Raw genomic sequence first — 20,900 nt, forward strand, 5'->3', positions numbered from 1 at the left:
TCCGGTCCGCCGGCGCACACGCCCGACCCGACCCGCGCCTCCTCGCCGCCCGTCCGCCGCCGTCCGCCGCCGTCCGCCGCCGCGCACGCCCGACCCGACCCGCGCCTCCCGGCCTCCGGTCCGCCGCCGCGCGCGCCGGCGTGCCGAACCCGACCTCCCGTGACGTCCCCGGCGTGCAAATCGCGACGAAGCGCGTCCGACACGCCGCTCGTTTCCGCGCAGACGTCCGATCGAGGGCGCGGTTGTCGCGATTTGCACACCGGAGGGCGCGCGGCTGACGCGAGCAGGACGGGGACGGACAGGGGGAGGGCAGGGCAGGAGGCGCGGCGCGGGGAGCGCGGGGAGCGGGTCGGAAGTGGGGTCTTGCGCAGGCGGCGCGGCGTGGGTTACGTTCTCCGCAGACGCCGATGTTATCGACAACATCCAAGGAACATCCATCGACGTCCCGAGCACACGCGGGACGACATCGGCGGTCGCCACCGCAGCCGACACACACGAACGGGTCAACGATGACGTCAGCACCACGCCACTCCGGGGTTCTCTTCGGGGCCGCCTACTACGCCGAGTACCAGCAGGCGGGCACCCTCGACCGCGACCTCGACCTGATGGTCGAGGCGGGCTTCACGGTGATCCGGGTGGGCGAGTCGGTCTGGTCGACGTGGGAGCCGCGCGAAGGCGAGTTCGACCTCGACTGGCTGCAGCCCGTGCTCGACGGCGCCCACGCCCGCGGCATCGCCGTCGTGCTCGGCACCCCCACCTACGCGGTGCCACCGTGGCTGCAGGTGCGCCACCCCGAGATCGCCGCCGAGCGCACGACCGGAGTCCGCGCCGGCTGGGGCGCCCGGCAGGAGATGGACCAGAGCCACCCCGCGTACCGCTTCTACGCCGAGCGCGTCGTGCGCAAGGTCGTCGAGCGCTACGCCGGGCACCCCGCCGTGATCGGCTGGCAGGTCGACAACGAGCCCGGCAACGAGCGCCCGCGCAACGACCAGGTCTTCGACCGCTTCGTGGCCTGGCTGCAGCGCAAGTACGGCACGGTCGAGCGCCTCAACGACGAGTGGGGCCTGGTCTACTGGTCGCACCGTCTGACCGAGTGGTCGCAGCTCTGGCGTCCGGACGGCAACGTGCAACCGCAGTACGACCTCGAGTGGCGGCGCTTCCAGGGCGAGCTGGCCGACGAGCTGATCGCCTGGCAGGCCGACGTCGTCCGCGAGTACGCCCGCGACGACCAGTTCGTCACCACCTGCATCTCGTACTCGCGCCCGCAGGTGGCCGACGACAGGCTCGTCGAGAGCCTCGACGTCACGGCCGGCAACCCCTATTACAAGATGCAGGACGGCCTGACGCTCGGCGTCGAGGTGCCCCGCGAGGCCGGCTGGTGGCACACCGGCGTCTGGGCCCTGCAGCAGTGGGGCGACCGGGCGTTCTCGTCGGCGCAGGCCCCCTTCCTCGTCACCGAGACCAACGCCCAGTCGATCGGCGGCCCCTGGCAGAACCACCCGCCGTTCGACGGACAGATCAAGCAGGCCGCGCTGGCGCTCGTCTCCCGCGGCGCCCGCATGGTCGAGTACTGGCACTGGCACACGCTGCACTTCGGCGTCGAGACCTACTGGGGCGGCGTGCTGCCGCACAGCCAGCGCCCCGGCCGCATCCACCGCGAGGTCGCGGCCCTGGGCGCCACGCTCAAGGCCGTCGGCGGTGCGGTGGACGGCCTCGAACCCGACGCCGACGTGCTGATGCTCTGGTCGACCGAGACCAAGTGGTCGTTCGAGACCTACCCGCCGCTCGCCCTGCCCGACGGGGGCCCCGACCCCGAGTCGTACCTGCACCTGTTCGACGCGCACTACCGCGGGCTCGCCGAGGCGGGCGTGCAGGTGCGCATCCAGCACGTGGCGCAGTTCGTCGCCGCCGACCCGGCCGAGCTGGCGACGAGGCACCCCGTGCTCGTGGTGCCGGCGCTCTACGTGGTCGACGACGCGACCCTCGCCGCGCTCACCGCCTACGCCGAGGCGGGCGGCCACCTCGTGATCGGCATCCGCACGGCCTACGGCGACGAGCTCGCCCGGGCCCGCCGCGACCCCGCCCCCGCCCGCCTCTCGGGCCCCGCGGGCGTCTGGTACGAGGAGTACACCAACCTCGACGAACCCCTCGCCGTCCACGTCGCCGACGCCGGCACCGCCGAGCGCTCCGACGACACGACCGCAGGAGGCGCGGGCACGGTCCCCGACGCCGCCACCGACCCGGCCGCCGCACCCTTCACCCTCGAACCCGGTTCGGCCGGCACCCGCTGGGCCGACGTCCTGCACGTCGAGGACGCCACCGTCGTGCTGCGGGCCGAACCGACCGAGATCGGGGCCGACGCGGTGCTGACGACCCGCACCTCCGGAGCCGGTCGTGTCAGCTACGTCGCGACCGTGCCCAACCCCGAGCTCTCGCGCTCGATCGCCCGGTGGCTCGTGCCGGCCACGGCGGCGAGCGCGTGGGCGGCGACCGAGACGGTCACCGTCACCACCGGTTCACGAGCCGACGCCCCCGGGCTCGCGTTCGTGTCGAACTGGTCGGCCCACGAGGCCACCGTCACCACCCCCTCCGCGGTCCGCGACCTCGAGACCCGCGAGGTCGTCGCCGCCGGCACCACCCTGACCCTCGCCCCGCGCGCGGCCCACGTCTACGAGCTCGTCGACGCGGGCCCCGAGGCCGACGCCGCCGCCCCGGACGAGGCCGCCGCCGCCGGCGCCACGTCCTAGGCGAGCCGCGCCGCCCCTCCGACCCGCACCACCCGACCCCCGCACCCCTCCGACCGCACCACCCGACCCCCGCACCACTCCCCCACCCCCTCGAGGAAGAACCACCATGAAGAGAAAGACCACAGCAAAGGCGCTCGTGTCACTCGCCGTCGTGTCGGCGTTCGTGCTGACCGGCTGCGCACCGTCCGGCGGAGGCGCGGGTGGCGGTGGCGACACCGCGCCGGTCTCGCAGGCCGACATCGACAAGGCCATGGACACCGACACGACCCTGACCTTCTGGACCTGGGTGCCCGACGTCCAGAAGGAGGTCGACCTGTTCGAGGCGAAGTACCCGAAGATCAAGGTCGACGTCGTCAACGTGGGCACCGGCACCGCGCAGTACCCGAAGCTGCGGACGGCGCTCAAGGCCGGCAAGGGCGCACCCGACGTCGCCCAGATCGAGTACCAGTACATCCCGTCGTTCCGTCAGACCGGCAGCCTCGTCGACCTGACCCCCTACGGAGGCGCGGACCTCGAGTCGAAGTACGTCCCGTGGGTCTGGAACCAGGTCGCGGACGACACCGGCGTCTGGTCGGTGCCGCAGGACTCGGGCCCGCTCGGCAACCTCTACCGCTCGGACATCTACGCGCAGGCCGGGCTGACGAAGGCACCCGAGACCTGGGCCGACTTCGCGACCGACGCGCAGACGATCAAGGACAAGACCGACTCGTACATCTCGAACCTGCCCGGCAACGACCCCGGGCAGATCGTCGGGCTGTTCTGGCAGGCCGGCGCCAAGCCGTTCTCGTACGACGGCGACAAGACCGTCGGCATCGACCTCGACTCGACCGAGACGCAGAAGGTCGTCACCTTCTGGCAGGACCTCATCGACAAGGACCTCGTCTCGACCGACGCCGACTTCAACGACGCCTGGTACCAGGGCTTCTCGTCGGGCAAGTACGCCAGCTGGCAGACCGCCGCCTGGGGCCCCGTCTTCCTGCAGGGCACGGCGGCGAACACGAGCGGCAAGTGGACCGCCGCGAAGATCCCGCAGTGGAAGGCCGGCGAGGACGTCTCGGGCAACTGGGGCGGATCGAGCGACGCCGTCATCACGGGCACGCAGAACCCGATCGCCGCGGCCGAGTTCAGCAAGTTCCTGAACAGCGACCCCGAGTCGACCCTGGCCTTCGCGAACGAGCAGTTCCTGTTCCCGACGACGACCGACACCCTGTCGAGCAGCGACTTCACCGACACCGCCTCGGACTTCTACGGCGGCCAGAAGGTCAACGAGCTCTTCGCCGGCGTCTCGGACACGGTCAGCACCGACTTCCAGTGGCTGCCGTTCATGGACTACGTCTACTCGAGCTTCAACGACACGCTCGGCAAGGCGATCGCCGACCACTCCGACCTGTCCGCCGCCCTCACGGCGTGGCAGGACGACGTCACCGCCTACGCGAAGCAGCAGGGCTTCACCGTCAAGTAGCGCTCACGGGGTGCCGCCCGCCCTCGGGCGGCACCCCCTCGGCCCGGCAAGGAGCCCCATGTCCACCTCCGTCACCCCTCGTCGAGACGCGACCCGCGCCTCCTCGTCCCGTCAGCCCGCCACCCCGCGGCGCACGAGCTCGCTGCACCGGCCGCAGCTCGTCGCGGCCTGGGCGCTGGCGATCCCGTTCCTGGTCGTCTTCGCGGCGATGTTCCTGGTGCCGCTCGGCTACGCGGGCTACCTGAGCACCTTCACCTCGCAGCTCGTCGGCGGGCAGGTCTTCTCGGGCCTCGCCAACTACAGCCGCGCGCTGAACGACCCGAGCTTCTGGGCCGGCCTCGGCCGGGTCGCCCTGTTCCTCTTCGTGCAGGTGCCGATCATGCTCGTGATCGCCCTGTTCGTCGCGCTCGCGCTCGACACCGGCCGCGTGGCCGGCAGCAAGTTCGTCCGCCTCGCGATCTTCGTGCCGTACGCCGTGCCCGGCGTCGTCGCGACGCTGATGTGGGGCTACCTCTACGGCCGCGAGTCCGGCCTGATCGCCCAGGTGATCAGCGGTGTCGGCCTCACCCCGCCCGACCTGCTGTCGCCGCAGAACGTGCTCGGCAGCACGATGAACATCGTCAGTTGGGAGTTCATCGGGTACAACATGATCGTGCTGTACGCCGCGCTGCGCAGCGTGCCGACCGAGATGTACGAAGCCGCCGAGATCGACGGCGCCGGGCCCTGGCGGGTGGCGTGGAGCATCAAGATCCCCGCGATCCGCTCGGCGATCCTGCTGACCGTGATCTTCTCGGTGATCGGGTCGTTCCAGCTCTTCAACGAGCCGAACCTGCTCTACAGCATCGCGCCCAACGCGATCGGCTCGGACTTCACCCCGAACCTCTACGCGTACAACGTCGCGTTCAAGAACCAGGACGTCAACTACGCCGCGGCCATCGCGTTCCTGCTCGGGTTCCTCATCATGATCATCAGCTACGTGGTGCAGCTCGCCACCTCACGCAAGGAGCGCCTGTCGTGACGATCGCACCCGCACCCGTCGACACCGCCGGGGCCACGTCGGTCGACCGTCCCGTCCGCCGCCTCGAAGCTTCAGGAGGCGCGGGTCGGCGCCGCCCGCGACGTCGCGTCGAGCGGTCGAAGCGCAAGACGCCGATCCTCACCGTGATCCTCTGGATCACGCTGGCGTACTTCCTGCTGCCGCTGATCTGGCTGGCGATCCAGGCGACGAAGACGAACGGCGACATCTTCTCGACGTTCGGCCTGGCCTTCGGCCGCACCTTCGCCCTGGGCGACAACCTCGCCCAGCTGTTCACGTTCCAGGACGGCATCTTCGTGCAGTGGATGGGCAACACGGTGCTCTACGCCGTCGTCAGCTCGGTCGGTGCCGCGGTGCTCGCCACGATGTGCGGCTACTCGCTGGCCAAGTACGTCTTCAAGGGCAAGTCGTTCGTCTTCGGCCTGATCCTCGGGGCGGTCATGGTGCCGCTGACGGCGCTGGCGATCCCGACCTACCTGCTGTTCAGCGCGGCGAACCTCGTCGACACCCCCTGGGCGATCATCCTGCCGTCGCTGGTCAGCCCGTTCGGCGTCTACCTGATGCGCGTCTACGCGAGCGAGGCGGTCGACGACAGCCTGCTCGAGGCGGCCCGGATCGACGGGGCCGGCGAGCTGCGGATCTTCTTGACGATCGCGTCGCGGCTGCTCGCGCCGGGCATCGTCACGGTGCTGCTGTTCGCGCTGGTCTCGACCTGGAACAACTACTTCCTGCCGCTGATCATGCTGAACGACCCGTCGCTCTTCCCGGCGACGGTCGGCCTGGCGCAGTGGCAGCAGGCCGCGACCGGAGGCGGCGGCGCCCAGGTGCTGTTCTCGACCGTGCTGACCGGATCGTTCGTGTCGATCCTGCCGCTGGTCGTGGCGTTCCTGTTCCTGCAGCGCTTCTGGCAGTCCGGCCTGAGCGCGGGCGGCGTCAAGGGGTAGGCGGTCCGACTCCCGCCCGGCCCCCGGTTCACGGTGGAGGTCGGCGCGGGTGGGCCGTGGCCGTGGCAGCGGCGGCCCGGGAGGCGGTGGTGACGTTGAGAGGTCGCCACCGCCTCCGTTCGTGCGTGAGACCCCGGGAAGTCGCCGAGACCCCCGCGCGCGCCGAGGGGTCTCGGCGACTTCGTGGGGTCTCGGCGTCAGAGGCGGGCGTGCAGGTCGGCGACGCGGGCGCGGATGTCGTCGCGGACGAGGCGCATGCGCTCCATGCCCTCGATGCCGCGCTCGGAGGGTTCGTCCGTGACCCAGGTCTCGAACCGGGTGCCGGGGACCTCGTCGACCCGCGCCTCCTGACCGAGGACGACGACCACGTCGGCGTCGCGCACCATCTGCTCGGTGAGGGCCTTGGGGTGCTCGTCGCCGAGGTCGATGCCGAGCTCGGCGAGCGACTCGACCGACTGCGCGTTGAGGTCGGTGCCGGGCTTCGTGCCGGCCGAGACGACGGTGACCTCGTCGCCGGCGAGGTCACGCATCAGCCCGGCGGCCATCTGCGACTTGCCCCCGTTCTTCTGGCAGACGAACAGGACGGAGGCGCGGGTCGGGGTCATGCGGACACCGTACCCACCCCAGGTGGCCGGGCCCCGTGCCGTCGTGACGGGCCGCCCGCCGATCCGCCGGAGGTCCCGTGTCAGGTTCGCCGGTTCCGCGACACTCCTCTAGTGAAGGGGGTGGACGTGGATCACGACACGGAAGGCGACGACGAGCTCGTCAGACGCACGGTCGGGGGTGACCAACGGGCGCTGTCGGCCTTGTTCGACCGGCACGCCGCGACGGTGACCCGCTACGCGTGGGCGCTGGCGGCGACCCGGATGGACGTCGAGGAGATCGTTCAGGACACGTTCGTGACCCTCTGGAAGAAGGTCGACCAGATCGACCTGCCCGAGGACTCGTTGCTGCCCTGGCTGTTGGTCGTCTGCCGCAACCACGCCGCGAACCTGCGCCGCAAGCAGGCCCGCGCCATCACCGACGAGCTGCCCGACGACCTCGTCGCCCCGGACCACGGCGAGGAGGCGCGTGACCGGCTGCGGTGGGTCCGCGACGAGATCGACGCCCTCGGCCCGGTCGACCGGCAGATCGTCGAGCTCTGCCTGATCGAGGGACGCCCCTACGGCGAGGCCGCCGCCCAGGTCGGGCTGAGCATCGGCGCCGTCACCCAACGCGTGTCGCGCACCCGATCGCGACTGAAGAAGAAGGCGGTGATGAACGATGAACTCTGAGCCCCCCACCGGAGACGAGCTGAGAAGCATGCTCGTCACGATGAAACAGAACGTCCTCGAACGCACCACGGAGTCCCCGCGCCGCAAGCGCAACCGCACCCTCGGTCTCGGCCTGGGACTGGCCGCCCTGCTGGCGATCGGCGGCGGTTCGGGAGCCCTCGCGCTCGGCATGCTGCCCTCCCCGTTCCAGGCCTCGGCACCGGCGACGCCGACGAGCACGCCCACCCCGACGCCGACCGTCACACCGACGGCGACGCCACGACCCACGCCGACGGTGGCACCCGTGGTCGCGCCGGTGCCGTCGGCGCCGATCGACTGCGCGACGCTGGCGAGTGGCGTGCGGATGGACCTCTTCATCCCGTCACCCGTGCAGGGCCGGGTCGGCCTGCTCAGGACGTCTGACGCCGCCCTCCTCGAATCCGGCGTCCTGCGCTGCGAGTGGGGTTCCGCCGAGCAGCCGTACTCACGCGTCCACATCTCGGTCTCGAGCGACCGCGACAGCGGTCTCACGAGCGTCGACGGTTTGCGCACGACAGGTTCCACGCGTGCCGGTGTCGGCGAGGCGTCCGCCATGATCTGTTCCGAGTACGGCTGTGACGCCTCCTTCGTCGCAGGCCCGTGGTGGGTCGAGTTCTCGTCGTCCGACGTCGACGCCACGTCGGACACCGTGTCGACCGAGACACGCGCGGCCAACACGATCGTGGCGTTGTCGAGCGTGGCCTCTCAGCTCGACGGGCTGTCCGCGACGTCCCCCTGGACTCGCCCGGGGTCGTCGTGGAACCAGGTCGACGGGTGCGAAGCGCTGGCACCGGAGGCACCCCTGAGCGAGATCCTGGGTTCCCCTCGCCTGGAGGGCCCTCAGACGTTGCACCGCGACGACCTGAGCGGGATCGTCGGCGCTGCCGACCGATCGCTCGCGTGCTTCTGGTCGACGCCCTACCTCGAGAGCGCTCCCGTCTCCGAGATCGCAGACGTCACCGTGTCCTTGAGCCCGGGAAGCGGCTGGGCCGTCGAGGCGGTGGACTCGATGGCCTCCCTCGAACGGTCACCCGTGTCGGTGGCCGGTGCCGACGAGGCGGAGTACGTCTGCGTCTCCGACGAGGGAAGCGCGTGCTCCGTGAACGTGGTCACCGACGGCTCGTGGCTGCAGGTCAGCGCGAGCGACGTCGGCGAGACGAATCTGCAGGCTCAGCTCGTCGCGGCTGCCGAGGCGATCCTCGCGACGCGTCCTGCGAGCTGACCCGCGCCTCCTGCGCTGCCGTGACCGAGGCACGCGACCGCAGGAGGCGCGGCCCGGCCTGCGCGGGACGGCCGGCGGAGGGCGGCCGGCGGAGGGCGGCGGGACCCCAGGACCTCGCCGAGACCCTCGTGCGCGCCCCGGGGTCTCGGCGACTTCCTGGGGTCTCGGCGGACGGCGGCCCGTCAGGCGTCGAGGCGGGCCCGGGCGCGACCGCGCACGGCGAGGATCGTGCCGCCGATCAGGGCCGAGACGAGCGAGCCGACGAGGACGCCGACCTTGACCACGTCGTCCTGCTCGCTGCCGGTGCCGTAGGCGAGCTCGCCGACGAGCAGAGACACGGTGAACCCGATGCCGGCCACGAACGACAGCCCGAGCACGTCGCCCCAGCGCAGGCTCGGGTCGAGCCGGATGCCCGGCAGGCGGGTCACGAGCAGCGACGCCCCGGTGATGCCGATCGACTTGCCGAGGACGAGAGCCACGACGATGCCGATGGCGACGCTGTCGCTCAGCGACTCGACCAGCCCGCCGAACCCGCCGACGGTGACACCGGCCGAGAAGAAGGCGAAGATCGGGACGGCGACGCCCGACGAGACCGGGCTCCAGCGCTCGGCGAAGTGGTGGGTCAGCGGGTGCCGCACCTCGTGGCCGTCGGGACTGACGTGCGTGACGCCGGCCCGAGCCGTGGCCACCGCGGGCACGAGCAGGCCGAGCAGCACCCCGGCGATCGTGGCGTGCACCCCCGACGCGTGCACCAGCGCCCAGGCGACGACGCCCAGCGGGATCAGCAGCCACCACGCCCGCACGCCACGCCGGACGAGCACGGCGAACGCGGCGAGCGGCAGCAGCGCCAGCAGCAAGGGGACGAAGGCGATGCCCGCCGTGTAGAACACCGCGATGATCGTGATCGCGATCAGGTCGTCGACCACGGCGAGGGTCAACAGGAAGGTGCGCAGGGCCGGGGGCAGCCGCTTGCCGACGACGGCGATCACGGCGACGGCGAACGCGATGTCGGTCGCGGCGGGGATCGCCCAGCCCTGGAGCGCGTCGGGCCCGGCACCGAGGTTGACCAGCGTGAAGATCAGTGCCGGCAGGGCGACCCCACCGACCGCCGCGGCGATGGGGAGGACCGCGACGCGGGGGTCGCGCAGCGATCCGGCGACGAACTCCTGCTTGAGTTCGAGGCCGACCACGAAGAAGAAGATCGCCAGCAGGCCGTCCGCCGCCCAGGTGCCGACGCTCAGGTGCAGATGCAGGGCCTCGGGACCGAACGACACGTCGCGCACGGCCGCGTAGAACGAGCCGGCCGGGCTGTTCGCCAGGACGAGCGCGAGCACGGTCGCCGCGAGCAGCAGCAGGCCGCCGGTCGTGTCGCGGCTGAGGAAGCGCGAGAAGCGCGCGGCCCGACCCTCGGCGTGGGGCGCGTGGGCGGGAGCAGGAGGAGCGGCCGTCAGGTCGGCGGGGGTGGGGTCGGTCATGGGTGTCGTCCTTCGGGAGCGTCGGTGAGCAGGGCGGGGCGTCCGCTCGACCCGTCGACGACGAGGAGCGGCGCTACGCCACGGGCGGCGGGCACCCGGCGATCTCGCCGTGGGCGTTGCTGCCCCACAGGCTCATCCAGCCGTTCGTGCCACAGGTGCGCTTCGTCAGCACGAGCCGCTTCGGGAACGCCTGCTGCGCCGTGCGCGCCCGGCGCGGGGCGCGGGACGGGCAGGCGGGTGACGACATGCCCACCAGGGTACCGCCGGGGTCCGTGAGCGGGCCGACCCGCGCCTCCTGCGCTGTGCGGGCGGAACGCACCGCCGACTGGACGTCGCACCGCCTGTTCCGACGGTGCGACGTTCAGTCCGCGGTGCCGACCCGCGCCTCCTGCGTCCCGGTCTCGCCGGGTCGGGAGGCGCGGCCCGGTCAGGAGGCGCGGCGCACGTTCTCGACGAAGCCCGCGGCCCGCACGCGCAGGCTCGCGATGCGCTCGAGCCGCGCCGCCTCGACGTCGAACCCGAGGTAGGCCTCGGGCGGTGCGACGTGCACGTTGTCCGAGCACTCGAACCCGCCGCAGACGAGCGTGCCCACGGTGTCGCCGTTGCGTCCGGCCGCGCCCCCCCGCTTGGCGCTGTAGAACAGCACGTCCGCCGGCAGCCGGACGTCCTGGCACCAGGTGCACTGCGCCCGCTGGCGGGGTGAGGCCTCGGCCTGGCGCAGCACGACGCCGGCGACCGCGGGGCCCGGGCTGCCGTCCGCGTCGAGGGTCGGCACGACGACGTAGGCCCGGCGGGCGATCTTGGGGTCGCGCCAGCCGAGGTACTCGAGGTCGTCCCAGTCGAGGTCGGCGAAGCCCGGGGGCAGGGTGAGGTCGGTGGCTTCCTTGCGGCTCGCGTTGACGAACGAGGCGCGGACGGTCTTCTCGGTCAGGGGGATCATGTGGTTCTCCGGTCGTCGGGCCCGGGGCGGCGACGACGTCCACGGGCACGGGCGGCCGGCGACCGCCCGTGCCCACCGTCGACGCGTCGATCGGCCCGGGTGTTCTCGTGGGACCGTGCCGGGGCTGCAGCCCGCGCGGCACGGCGGAGCACGGATCGACCCGGACGGTCGATCCGCTGCGGAGACGCGACTACCTGCAGCCGGCGCACGCGGCGCCGACGACCCCCTCACGCCCGGAGGGCGTCACGGGTGCGGACGGGATGATCACCGGGCCACCCTAGGGCGGTGGGGCTCCGGCGGCAACGGGGCCGCGCCTCCTGTGATCGGGGTCGAACCACCGGTGCGCCGTCGAACCATGCAGATGCGCGGTTCGACGGCGCATCGACGGTTCGACCCGGAGCGCTTCGCCGGTTCCGGAGGCGCGGGGTCAGCCCGCGTGGCGCCCGTGGTGGTCGGGGTCGCTGCCGTCGGGGACGGCGTCGACGGGAGCCGCCGGGTCGACGTGCGAGACGTGCCCGTCAGCCGAGCCCGCGCCCGCGCCTGCACCCGCACCCGCACCCGCGGCGTCACCGGACGAGGCGTGCGGCTGCGACCGCTCGAGGGAGGCGCCCTCGACGTCGACGTCGGGCAGGATGCGGTCGAGCCACTTCGGCAGCCACCACGCGGCGTCGCCGAGCAGGTGCATCACGGCCGGGATCAGCAGCAGGCGCACGACGAACGCGTCGACGAGCACGCCCAGCGCCAGCCCCAGGCCGATCGACTGGATCATCACCGAGTTCGAGAACACGAAGCCCGAGAAGACCGCCGTCATGATCAGGGCCGCGGCCGTGACCACCGTGCGACCGGCGTGGACGCCGCGCTGCACCGCCAGGCGGGCCGACGAGCCGTGGGCGTACGCCTCGCGCATGCCGCTGACCAGGAACAGCTGGTAGTCCATCGCGAGCCCGAACAGCACGCCGACCATCAGGATCGGCAGGAAGCTCAGGATCGGCCCCGGGTCGTGCACACCGAAGACCGGACCCAGCCAGCCCCACTGGAACACCGCGGTGACGCCGCCGAACGCGGCGAACAGCGACAGCACGAACCCGATGGTGGCGGTGATCGGCACGAGGATCGACCGGAACACGAAGATCAGGATGATCAACGACAACCCGACGACGACGAGCAGGTAGAGCGGCAGGGCTCCGGCCAGTTTCTCGCTGACGTCGATGTTGCCCGAGGCGTTGCCGGCGACGCCGAGCGACGAGACGTCGTCGATGTCGAGCCCGCGCAGGTCGCGCACGAGCTGCTCGGTCGACTCGGCGGTCGGCCCGCCCTTCGGCACGACCTGGAACGCCAGCAGGGTGTCGTCGTCCGAGGCGCCGATGGGGGCGACCGCGGCGACGTCGTCCTGGTCCTTGAGGATCGTGCCGATGCGCACCTGCTCGGAGACGAGGTCGTCGTCCGAGATCGCGGTCGGCAGGTCGGCGACGACGACCAGGGGGCCGTTGACGCCGGCGCCGAACTTCTCGTCGATCAGCTTGTACGCCTTGTAGGCGCTCGAGTCGACCGGCTCGGACGACCCGGCGGGCAGGCCGAGGCGCATCGACAGCGCGGGGATCGCGACGATCAGCAGCACGGCGACGCCTGCCACGAGGGTCAGCACGGCACGCGTGGTGCTCATCGGCTTGGTCGGCACCCGGACGGCCCCGGTGTTGCCGACGGCCTTCCGCGCCTTCTTGGTGAGGATGCGCAGGCCGACGAGGCGGAGCAGCGCCGGGGTCAGCGTGATGGCGATCAGGATCGCGACGAAGACGCAGACCGCGCCGACGGTGCCCATCAGGCCGAGGAACGGGATGCCGGTCAGGTTGAGCGCGAGCAGGGCGATCAGCACGGTCGAGCCGGCGAAGACGACCGCGTTGCCCGAGGTGCCGTTGGCCAGGCCGATCGACTCGTGCAGCGGCACCCCTTCTTTCAGCTGGGTGCGGTGCCGGTTGAGGATGAACAGCGAGTAGTCGATGCCGACCGCGAGGCCGAGCATCACACCCAGCACGGGCGTGACCGACAGCATCTCGACGGCGCCCGAGAGCGACAGCGAGGCGAGCACGCCGACGCCGACGCCGATCAGGGCGTTGATCAGGGGCAGGCCGGCACCGATCAGGGTGCCGAGCATGACGAACAGCACGATGGCGGCGATGACGACGCCGGCCACCTCGCCCGGGCCGAGGATCTCGGGGATGCTGGCCGCGATGTCGTTCGACACCTCGACCTCGACGCCGTCGATGTCGGCGTCGTTCATCGCCTCGACGACGGCCTCTTTGTTCTCACTGGTGACGAGGTTCAGCGCCTTGTCGAACTGGATGCTGGCGACGGCCGTGGTGCCGTCGGTCGACACCTGGCGGATGCCGTCGGTCAGTTCGAGCAACGAGGCACCCTGCTCGAGCGTGGCGCTCTGCGTCTCGAGCTCGGCCTTGCCCGCGTCGAGCTCGGACTGCTGCGTGGCGATCTGCTGCGTGCCCGCGTCGAGCTGGGCCTGCTGCGCCTCGAGCTGCGGCGTGGCGGCCGCGAGGGCGGCCCCACCGGCGGCCTGCGCCTGGGCCTTGGCGGCGTCGAGCTGCTGCTGGCCGGCGGTGATCTGGGCCTTCGCGGCGTCGATCTGTGCCTGGCCCGAGGTGATCTGGGCCTCGCCCGCGGTGATCTGCGTGCGGCCGTCCGTGATCTTCTGGGCCTGGTCGTCGATCTGCTGCTGGGTCGCGAAGGGGTCGGTGGTGCCCTTGACGTCGTCCAGCTCCTTCGCGTCGGTCAGCAGGGCCGCGATGTCGGACTTCTGCTGGTCGGTGAAGGCCGAGTCGTCGGTGGTCGTGAAGACCACCGTGCCGGTGCCGCCGCTCGCCTGGGGGAACTTCTCGGCGAGCTCGTCGCTGACCTTCTGGGTCGCCGTGCCGGGGATGCTGACGGCGGTGGTCAGCGTGCCGCCGAACAGCGCGAAGGCGCCGCCGGCGAGGCCGAGCACGACCAGCCAGGCCACGATGACGAGCCAGGCCCGCCGGGCCGAGAACCGGCCGAGTCGATAGAGCAGGGATGCCATGGGTGTCTGTTCCTCCAGGGATGGTGCGGGGTGATGCGGGTTGCGGGGGTGGGCCTCACGTCGCGTCGTCGAGAAGGAGGTGCGGGTCGGCCGGGGACGCCGGCCGACGGGTCAGGGGGTGGTCGGGCCGGGCGCCGTCGGGGCAGCTGCCGCAGGGGTCGGCGTCGCCGACGGCCCGTAGCCGGTGCGGATGCTCGTCGTCATCCGGTCGAGCAGGTCGGCCCAGACGTCGCGGCTGTCGGCGTCGACGACCGCGCCGGTCCGCATGATCCAGTGGCGGGCGACGACGGCGATGCCGTTCATCAGCGAGCTGACCAGCACCTCGGCCTCGAGCGGGTCGGTGGCGGGGCTGCGCTCGGCCATCTCGATCGAGAGCTGCTCGGTGACGCGGGTGAAGACGTCCTGGATCAGGCTGTGCGACCGCGGGTCGCTGCCGTCGTCGCCGAGGACCCCCCAGAGGTACGAGACGACGGCCGGCAGGTCGATGCCCTGCATGGCCTGGATGACCTCGGCGAACAAGGAGGCGCGGCTGCCGTCACCGACGGGCGTCGCGGCGGTCGCGGCCCGGAACTCGTCGACGGCCCCGGTGAGCACGCGGGTGCAGGCCGTCATGACGACCTCGTCGAGCGACGAGAAGTGGTTGAAGACCGTGCGACGCGAGACGTCGGCGCGCTCGGCCAGTTCGTCGACGCTGAAGCGGGGTGCCCCGCGCTCGGCGATGAGCGCGTCGGCGGCGTCGACGATGGCCTGACGGTGCTTCGCCTTGAGGGCGGCACGGCGGTCGGGCACCAGGGTCTTGACGGTCACCTGCCTACACTAAGTGCAGCGACGCACTCGGTGCACCCACGACGGCTGGGCACTTGCTGGGACTTGCGCGGCCGCGACGCGGCATGCCCACCGCCCGGGGCCCGCGCCTCCTCGTCCGACCGATCGAGTGGGCGGAAGATGTCCTTCCCTCGTCGGGGAAGGACATCTTCTGACCACTCGACTGGTCCGGCGACTAGCCGGCGGCGATCTCGCGGAGGGTGGCGAGGTGCTCGGCCCAGGCCTCGCGCCCGGACGGGGTCAGCTTCAGGCTCGTCCGGGGTCGCTTGCCCACGAACCCCTTCGTGACCGCGATGTAGCCCGCGGCCTCGAGGGCGCTGACCTGCTTGCTCAGGGTCGAGTCGGTCACCTGCACGGCGTCGCGCAGGTCACGGAAGTCGAGACCCTCGGCCGCGGCGAGGGCCGCCATCATCGAGAAGCGGACGGGCTGGTGCAGCAACTCGGACAGCCGGAGGCGCGGGTGCGGTCGGGCGGTCATCGTCGCGCCTCGCGCACCTCGACGATCGCACAGGCGACCGACACCACGAGCAGCACAGCCGACATCACCGCACTGCCGACGACGTTCTGGCCCTGTGAGAAGCCGACGACGAGCATGGCCCCGACGTAGCAGGCGAAGAACGCGGCCAGATACGCGATCCAGCGTCGACCGAAACCCGCCCGGGCCGACCTGTTCAGGACGACGAGCGCCACGACCAGGACGGCGACCCAGACCAGCAGGCCGCCCATCGAGACGAAGTAGGCGGTGCCTGTGGTGAGGCCCATGGCGAGGGTTCCCATCGACGCCGCGGCGCCGAGGCCGAGCAGGAAGGCCACGGCGGGCCAGCTCGCCGCCGACGTCGCGCTTCGGCCCACGGCGGCGGCCTGGTCGAGCAGACGCCGGGCCTCGGCGGAGTCGGGAGTGCCGGTACTACCGGTGATGTCAGCGGTCATCGTGATCGTCCTCTCGTAGGACTCTCACTCTAGAAAGCACTTTCCCGTTAAGCAAGTACTTTCTTGTCCAACTCGATCGAGTGGGCGGAAGATGTTCTTCCCTCGTCGGGGAAGGACATCTTCCGCCCACTCGACGGGCCGCGAGACCGGCGGGCGCTCGGTCAGATCGTCTCGTCGAGGTCGAGCAGGCGGGCACTCTCGTCCCAGAGGCGACGGGCGAGATCGGCGTCGTTCGCCTGGCGGGCGACGCGGCCGGGGGCCTTGAGGCGGTCGAAGTAGTTGCCGCTCGGTGCCGGCACGGTCGTGGCACCCGCGAGGCGGATGAGCGGCTCGGCGCCGTCCTCGGTCGACACCGCGAGGCGCTTGGCCGCGGTCATGAAGGCGCCGTCGCCACCGAAGCCCGAGGCGACGAATCCGGGGTGGAACGCGAACGCGTCGACCCCGCCGCCGGCGCGGGGCAGGCGTCGGGCCAGCTCGCGGGTGAACAGCACGTTGAGCAGCTTCGACGTGCCGTAGGCGCGGAAGCCGCCGGCCCACGCACCCCGTGCGTTGTCGAGGTCGTCCAGGTCGACCTTGCCGAACAGGTTGCCGGCACTCGAGGTCTGGACGATGCGGACCGACCCGGCCGGCGCCTCCTTCGCCGTCTCGAGGAGGCGCGGCGTCAGCAACGCGGTCAACAGGAAGGGAGCGAGGTGGTTGCCCTGGAACGTCGTCTCGTGCCCGTCGACCGTGAGCGCACGCTCGGGGATCGTGGCGCCCGCGTTGTTGGCGAGCACGTGGATGCGGGGGTTCTCGGCGAGCAGCTGGTCGGCCAGCTCGCGCACGGTCGACAGGTCGGAGAAGTCGGCGAGGTAGGCGGTGCCACCGATCTCGTGGGCGACCGTGCGGGTGCGGTCGGGGTTGCGACCGACCACGGCGACGGTGGCACCACGGCGGGCGAGCTCGCGGGCGGCGGCGCGGCCGATGCCCGAGCTGGCTCCGGTGACGACCACGGTCCGGTCGTCGAGGCGGGCGGCGGGAGGCAGGGTGACGGTCATGCATCGGACGCTAGGCGGGATGCGGCGGGGGTGGGTCGGCGGTCGGCGTTCTCTCGGCAGGCGCTCAGCCGCGAAGTCCTCCGCCCGCGGTACCGTCGCAATGCGAGACAATCTGTTTCGAATCAGGGTGCCGCTCCCGTGCCCGCCCCGACCCACCCGACCCGACCCTCCTCAGAGAAGAGACGACATGTCCGACGTCACCGTTCCCCTGACCGGCTCCAGCACCATCGGCACCTGGCTCGACCACCCCGAGGGCGGGCCCGCGATCCGCGCCGCACTCGGGCAGGGAGGCGCGTTCGACGAGAGCGCGCTCGCCCCGGTCCGCGGTCTGCCGCTGCAGCAGCTGGTCGCGATGAGCCAGGGACAGGTGCCGCAGGAGCTGGTCGACGCTCTCGTGCTGCAGGTGAACGACGGCGTGGTGCCCGACGAGACGGTCGACGCCGACGGCCCGTGGCGCGAGACGATCACCCCCGGTCGGTTCGCCGGCAAGACCGTGGTCGTCACGGGTGCGGCCTCCGGCATCGGCCGCGCGACCGCGTCCCGCGTGGCCCGCGAGGGCGGCCGCGTCGTCGCCGTCGACCTCTTCGCCGACAAGCTGGAGGCGCTGGTCGCCTCCCTGCCCGACGCCGACGTGGTCCCCGTGGCAGGCGACATCACGAAGCAGGACGACATCGACGCGATCGTCGCGGCCGCCGGCGACCGCATCGACGCCCTGGCGAACATCGCGGGCATCAACGACGACTTCTCTCCCCTGCACGAGACGAGCGACGCGATGTGGGACCGCGTCATCGGCATCAACCTGACCGGCGGGTTCAAGCTGTCCCGCGCGGTGATCCCCGTGATGCTCGGGGCCGGCCGCGGCTCGATCGTCAACGTGGCCTCCGAGGCGGGGCTGCGCGGCAACGCGTCGGGCAACGCCTACACGGTGTCGAAGCACGGCGTCGTCGGCCTGACCAAGTCGGCGGCCTTCATGTACGCGCAGCAGGGCATCCGGGTGAACGCGGTGGCGCCCGGCGGCGTCGCGACGGGCATCCCCTTCCCGGCGAACGTGTCCGAGGCGGGGTCGGCGCGGCTGCGTCCGTTCCAGGCGGCGATCCCGACGATCGCGACGGCCGAGGAGCTCGCGGCGTCGATCACCTTCCTGCTGAGCGACGACGCGGTGAACGTGAACGGCGCGATCCTGGCGAGCGACGGCGGTTGGTCGGTCCAGTAGGGCCGGACGATCCGCAGCGAGGCCGGGGGCGGCAGGACGTGCACGAGGATGGACCGGTGACCACCGCACGCCCCACCCGCCCCGGCCGCGCCCGCAGCGAGGCCGCCCGCCTCGCGATCCTCGACGCGACCCGTGACGAGCTGGCCGAGCGCGGCTACGACAAGCTCTCGCTCGACCGCATCGCGGCGGCGGCGGGGGTCGGCAAGGCGACGATCTACCGCTGGTACCCGGCGAAGGCGGCGCTGGTGGCCGAGGGCATGCTCACGGGACACCTGCTGCCCCACCTCGAGGTGGCCGACACGGGCGACGTGCGTGGGGACGTGCTCGACTGGCTCCGCGCCTCCTTCTCGGCCTTCGCCTCGCCCGCTGCGGGCGGGCTGATCCGGGCGTCGATCGCGGCGACCGCCGAGGACGCCGCCGTCGCCGAGCACTACGACGAGCGCGTCACCTCGGTCACGCGGGCGGCGCTGCTCGCCCGCCTCGAGTCCGGGAGGCGCGCGCGGCAGATCCGGGACGACGCCCCGCTCGAGGCCCTGGTCGAGTCGCTGATCGGCACGGTGCTGCTGCACGTCGTGACCCGCCGCGACCCCGGGGACGCCGCGCTCGAGGCCACCGTCGAGCTGCTGTTCGACGGCGTCGCGGCGCGCCCGGCCTGACGCGTCGCCGACCGCCCGTCGCCTCCTCCACGGACCCGCGCCGAGCGGGCCGCGGAGCGGCGGCCTGTGGAGAGACGGCTCCGCCGCGTCGAGTCGCGAAAGCGTCGTCGCATGATCGATGCGACTGGCACCGAGAGCCGGAGACATATAAACTCGCAGGCTCAAGCATATGGAGGTCACCATGGCGATGACGAGCGTGGACGTGGACACCGAGCTGTTGGCAGCCGCCAAGGGCATCCTCGGCGTGAGGACGACGAAAGACGCCATCAACCAGGCACTCGGCGACATCGTGAAGCGGCAGGTGCAGCTCGAGGCCTTGGCCACGTTGAGCGGGATCGAGGTCGACGTCGATCCGCAGCCAGCAGGCCCGGGGACGATCGACGCGTGAGCACCGGCCGTCCAGGGCTCCACCTCGCCGAGCCCGACGAGCACGAGATGGAGGTGCGGCGGCACCGCTTCATCATCGACAACTCGGCGTGGCAGCGGGTCGCCACCGAGCCGGCGGTTCGTGCAGCGATCGAGGCGATCATCCGGACGACCGCGCCGGACGACATCCTCATCTGCCCGCCTGTCGCGGCCGAATACGGCTTCAGCGCCCGAAGCCTCGAGGACCACTCCGCGATCGTCCTGACGCTGGCTGGTGCCTTCTCGGACTGCCGGGTGCATCCGGAGGTGCGAGACGTGGCGGCCATCCGATCCGCTCTCTTCGCCGCTCACATGGGCAGGGCAGCGGGCGCCGTCGACGTCCTCATCGCCGCCTACGCAGTCGTGAACCGGGCCACCGTCGTGCACTACGACCGGGATTTCACCCACATCGCCCGCGCCTACCCCGATCTCCGGCAGCAGTGGGTGGTGACCGAGGGCAGCCTCTGAGCAGTGATCGACTGAGCCTCGCCGATCTCACCAGTCGCAGCGTATCGGTGACCGCCGGCGCTTTGACGTGGTGCCCGGATCGACTCCCTCGTCGCGGGCGGGCGGGCGGGCGGTCGAGCGTCAGCAGCAGTCGCAGGGCTCGACGTCGCGCTCGCCCGTGAGCGCCGAGACGGGCACGGCGCAGGCGTCGCCGCGCCAGGCCTCGAGCCCCTCGCGCACGGCGAACACGACGATGACGAGCCCGGCGACCGGGTCGGCCCAGGTCCAGCCGAAGGCGAGGTGGAGGACGAGGCCGATCAGCACGGCGGCCGACAGGTAGCTGCAGATCAACGTCTGCTTCGAGTCGGCGACGGCCGAGGCCGACCCGAGCTCTCGGCCCGTGCGGCGTTCGAGCAGGCTGAGGAACGGCATGATCGCGAGGCTCACGGCGGCGAGCACGATGCCGACGCCGCTGTGCTCGGGTTCGCGCAGGCCGGCCAGGGCGAGCACGGCGTCGACCCCGACGTAGGCGGCCAGCGCGAAGAAGGCGACGGCGATGACCCGCAGGGCGGTGCGCTCGCGCTTCTCGGGGTCGGGGGCCGAGAACTGCCAGGCGACCGCGGCGGCCGAGAGCACCTCGACGATCGAGTCGAGGCCGAACCCGATCAGGGCCGTCGACGACGCGACGGTGCCCGCGGCGAGCGCGACGATCGCCTCGACGACGTTGTAGGCGATGGTGGCGGCGACGATCCAGCGGATGCGGCGCTGCAGGACGATGCGGCGGGCGGCGGTGAGGGCGGACGCTCCGGGGACGCGCCCCACGACGACGTCGGGCCCGATCGGCAGGCTCATGCGCCGGGCCCGCAGCAGAGCGGCACGTCGCAGGCCTCGTCGGTGCAGTCGACCCCGTCGTCGACGGCGAGCACGACGTCGACCAGCGCGCGCAGGGCCGCCGTCAGGTGCGGGTCGGCGATCTCGTACCGCGTGCGACGGCCCTCGGAGGTGGCGACGACGATGCCGCAGCCGCGCAGGCAGGCGAGGTGGTTCGACACGTTCGACCGGGTCAGGTCGAGCGTCTCGGCCAACCGGGCCGGATACCCCGGCGCGTCGAGCAGTTCGAGCAGGAGGCGCGAGCGGGTCGGGTCGCTCAACGCGCGCCCCAGCCTGCTCATCGCGTCGAGGCGCGGGGCGATGGTCAGCAT

Annotated in this window: 21 protein-coding genes; 10 read left to right on the forward strand and 11 right to left on the reverse strand. The window is 71.9% G+C overall.

Going from position 1 to position 20,900, the window contains the following annotated elements; genetic code table 11:
- Positions 1-509: 509 nt before the first annotated feature.
- The 4 genes from ASG28_RS11875 to ASG28_RS11890 all read left to right on the forward strand — a co-directional run bounded on the left by ASG28_RS11875 (position 510) and on the right by ASG28_RS11890 (position 6,189).
- Positions 510-2,747, forward strand: coding sequence for a beta-galactosidase (locus ASG28_RS11875; RefSeq protein ID WP_055975355.1), 2,238 nt, complete (start codon positions 510-512; stop codon positions 2,745-2,747).
- Positions 2,748-2,853: 106 nt separating this feature from the next.
- Positions 2,854-4,209 carry an ABC transporter substrate-binding protein gene (locus tag ASG28_RS11880; RefSeq protein WP_055975358.1) on the forward strand — a complete coding sequence of 452 codons (1,356 nt, stop codon included), beginning with the start codon at positions 2,854-2,856 and terminating at the stop codon, positions 4,207-4,209.
- Positions 4,210-4,267: 58 nt separating this feature from the next.
- Positions 4,268-5,227, forward strand: coding sequence for a carbohydrate ABC transporter permease (locus ASG28_RS11885; RefSeq protein ID WP_056228315.1), 960 nt, complete (start codon positions 4,268-4,270; stop codon positions 5,225-5,227).
- Positions 5,224-6,189, forward strand: coding sequence for a carbohydrate ABC transporter permease (locus ASG28_RS11890; RefSeq protein WP_082454615.1), 966 nt, complete (start codon positions 5,224-5,226; stop codon positions 6,187-6,189). The genes ASG28_RS11885 and ASG28_RS11890 overlap by 4 nt, the downstream gene beginning before the upstream one ends.
- Positions 6,190-6,386: 197 nt before the next feature.
- Here the strand turns inward: ASG28_RS11890 and ASG28_RS11895 are convergent, their stop codons facing one another.
- Complete coding sequence (locus ASG28_RS11895; RefSeq protein WP_055975363.1) at positions 6,387-6,794, reverse strand: arsenate-mycothiol transferase ArsC; 408 nt, start codon at positions 6,792-6,794, stop codon at positions 6,387-6,389.
- Between the two features lie 126 nt (positions 6,795-6,920).
- Here ASG28_RS11895 and ASG28_RS11900 point away from each other — a divergent pair, with 126 nt between their 5' ends.
- Entirely contained in the window at positions 6,921-7,463 is a 543-nt protein-coding gene (locus ASG28_RS11900; RefSeq protein WP_055975366.1) for an RNA polymerase sigma factor, read from the forward strand.
- Positions 7,453-8,703 carry a hypothetical protein gene (locus ASG28_RS16770; protein WP_200925291.1) on the forward strand — a complete coding sequence of 417 codons (1,251 nt, stop codon included), beginning with the start codon at positions 7,453-7,455 and terminating at the stop codon, positions 8,701-8,703. The genes ASG28_RS11900 and ASG28_RS16770 overlap by 11 nt, the downstream gene beginning before the upstream one ends.
- Before the next feature lie 182 nt (positions 8,704-8,885).
- On the opposite strand, the gene nhaA is transcribed toward ASG28_RS16770, so the two are convergent.
- The 8 genes from nhaA to ASG28_RS11945 all read right to left on the reverse strand — a co-directional run bounded on the left by nhaA (position 8,886) and on the right by ASG28_RS11945 (position 16,977).
- A complete protein-coding gene (gene nhaA, locus ASG28_RS11910) occupies positions 8,886-10,178 on the reverse strand; it encodes a Na+/H+ antiporter NhaA (RefSeq protein WP_055975370.1) in 1,293 nt (430 codons plus the stop codon).
- Between the two features lie 73 nt (positions 10,179-10,251).
- Positions 10,252-10,425: a hypothetical protein gene (locus tag ASG28_RS11915; protein ID WP_157485188.1), complete on the reverse strand. Its 174-nt coding sequence runs from the start codon at positions 10,423-10,425 to the stop codon at positions 10,252-10,254.
- A gap of 180 nt (positions 10,426-10,605) precedes the next feature.
- Positions 10,606-11,118 carry an FBP domain-containing protein gene (locus tag ASG28_RS11920; protein WP_055975375.1) on the reverse strand — a complete coding sequence of 171 codons (513 nt, stop codon included), beginning with the start codon at positions 11,116-11,118 and terminating at the stop codon, positions 10,606-10,608.
- Positions 11,119-11,545: 427 nt separating this feature from the next.
- Positions 11,546-14,185, reverse strand: a complete 2,640-nt coding sequence (locus tag ASG28_RS11925) for an MMPL family transporter (RefSeq protein ID WP_055975378.1) — start codon at positions 14,183-14,185, stop codon at positions 11,546-11,548.
- A gap of 111 nt (positions 14,186-14,296) precedes the next feature.
- Positions 14,297-14,992, reverse strand: coding sequence for a TetR/AcrR family transcriptional regulator (locus tag ASG28_RS11930; RefSeq protein WP_055975381.1), 696 nt, complete (start codon positions 14,990-14,992; stop codon positions 14,297-14,299).
- Between the two features lie 193 nt (positions 14,993-15,185).
- Positions 15,186-15,488 carry a winged helix-turn-helix domain-containing protein gene (locus ASG28_RS11935; RefSeq protein ID WP_055975383.1) on the reverse strand — a complete coding sequence of 101 codons (303 nt, stop codon included), beginning with the start codon at positions 15,486-15,488 and terminating at the stop codon, positions 15,186-15,188.
- Positions 15,485-15,940, reverse strand: a complete 456-nt coding sequence (locus tag ASG28_RS11940) for a hypothetical protein (protein WP_055975386.1) — start codon at positions 15,938-15,940, stop codon at positions 15,485-15,487. The genes ASG28_RS11935 and ASG28_RS11940 overlap by 4 nt, the downstream gene beginning before the upstream one ends.
- A 161-nt stretch (positions 15,941-16,101) precedes the next feature.
- Positions 16,102-16,977, reverse strand: a complete 876-nt coding sequence (locus ASG28_RS11945; RefSeq protein ID WP_055975388.1) for an SDR family NAD(P)-dependent oxidoreductase — start codon at positions 16,975-16,977, stop codon at positions 16,102-16,104.
- A gap of 187 nt (positions 16,978-17,164) precedes the next feature.
- Between ASG28_RS11945 and ASG28_RS11950 the strand changes: the two genes are divergently transcribed.
- The 4 genes from ASG28_RS11950 (at position 17,165) to ASG28_RS16670 (ending at position 19,719) form a co-directional block, all read left to right on the forward strand.
- Positions 17,165-18,190 (forward strand): SDR family NAD(P)-dependent oxidoreductase, encoded by a 1,026-nt coding sequence (locus ASG28_RS11950; protein WP_055975391.1) that lies wholly within the window; start codon positions 17,165-17,167, stop codon positions 18,188-18,190.
- Between the two features lie 56 nt (positions 18,191-18,246).
- Positions 18,247-18,846 carry a TetR/AcrR family transcriptional regulator gene (locus ASG28_RS11955; protein WP_082454616.1) on the forward strand — a complete coding sequence of 200 codons (600 nt, stop codon included), beginning with the start codon at positions 18,247-18,249 and terminating at the stop codon, positions 18,844-18,846.
- 181 nt (positions 18,847-19,027) lie between these two features.
- Entirely contained in the window at positions 19,028-19,234 is a 207-nt protein-coding gene (locus ASG28_RS16665; RefSeq protein ID WP_162235709.1) for a type II toxin-antitoxin system VapB family antitoxin, read from the forward strand.
- The gene (locus ASG28_RS16670) at positions 19,231-19,719 is read left to right on the forward strand and encodes a PIN domain-containing protein (protein ID WP_055975397.1); all 489 of its coding nucleotides are present in this window, start codon (positions 19,231-19,233) and stop codon (positions 19,717-19,719) included. Before ASG28_RS16665 ends, ASG28_RS16670 begins: the two co-directional genes overlap by 4 nt.
- Before the next feature lie 120 nt (positions 19,720-19,839).
- Here the strand turns inward: ASG28_RS16670 and ASG28_RS11970 are convergent, their stop codons facing one another.
- Positions 19,840-20,550 carry a cation diffusion facilitator family transporter gene (locus tag ASG28_RS11970; protein WP_055975400.1) on the reverse strand — a complete coding sequence of 237 codons (711 nt, stop codon included), beginning with the start codon at positions 20,548-20,550 and terminating at the stop codon, positions 19,840-19,842.
- Entirely contained in the window at positions 20,547-20,900 is a 354-nt protein-coding gene (gene cmtR / locus ASG28_RS11975) for a Cd(II)/Pb(II)-sensing metalloregulatory transcriptional regulator CmtR (RefSeq protein WP_055975403.1), read from the reverse strand. Before cmtR ends, ASG28_RS11970 begins: the two co-directional genes overlap by 4 nt.

This window comes from Frigoribacterium sp. Leaf415 (genome assembly GCF_001424645.1).
Lineage (GTDB): Bacteria > Actinomycetota > Actinomycetes > Actinomycetales > Microbacteriaceae > Frigoribacterium.